Genomic DNA, 519 nt, shown 5'->3' with positions numbered 1-519 from the left:
CGCGTGGTGCACGAGGGGCAGACTCCCCGGCCTTTGCAGGAGAAGGCTACAAAGTAGTCGTGCCCACAGTCGCCGCAGCGAGCGCGGGCAAAGCCATGGGCAAAGATGCCGCACTCAAGATACTTGGCAAACGCTTTGCGCACGAAGGGCTTGGGGGTGTGGTGGTCGCCCTGGCCGTCGAACTGACCCGCGCTGGCCAACTCTAGCCAGGTCTCGTAGTGCTCGGCTACCATTTGGTAGAGCAGCGTGCGTTCGGGGTGGCGTGGGTTGTAGAGCTTGGGCTTGGAAGTGGCTGACATGAATACTGTACAAATGCACAGTATTCTGCGGCGATTGTTTGGGTACGCAAAGCACAAGGCCCGAACCGTCGCCAGTTCGGGCCTTGTCAGGGTAGCTTGGCTGCGGACTTACTTGCGCGCAGGCGGCACATCCGTGCAGCTGCCATGCGCCACTTCCGCCGCCATGCCGATGCTCTCGCCCAGCGTCGGATGCGGGTGGATGGTCTTGCCGATGTCGACA

At 61.8% G+C, this 519-nt stretch carries 1 protein-coding gene; it reads right to left on the bottom strand.

Annotation, left to right across the window (positions count from 1 at the left end; translation table 11 throughout):
* Nucleotides 1-299: transposase zinc-binding domain-containing protein (locus CAPSK01_RS24150; RefSeq protein WP_273704160.1), on the bottom strand; the 299-nt coding region annotated here is incomplete at its 3' end.
* Nucleotides 300-519 lie beyond the last annotated feature (220 nt).

The organism is Candidatus Accumulibacter vicinus (assembly GCF_000584955.1).
GTDB lineage: Bacteria > Pseudomonadota > Gammaproteobacteria > Burkholderiales > Rhodocyclaceae > Accumulibacter > Accumulibacter vicinus.
Note: the sequence above shows the minus strand (reverse complement) of the source record. Positions and strands in the feature narration are given on the sequence as shown.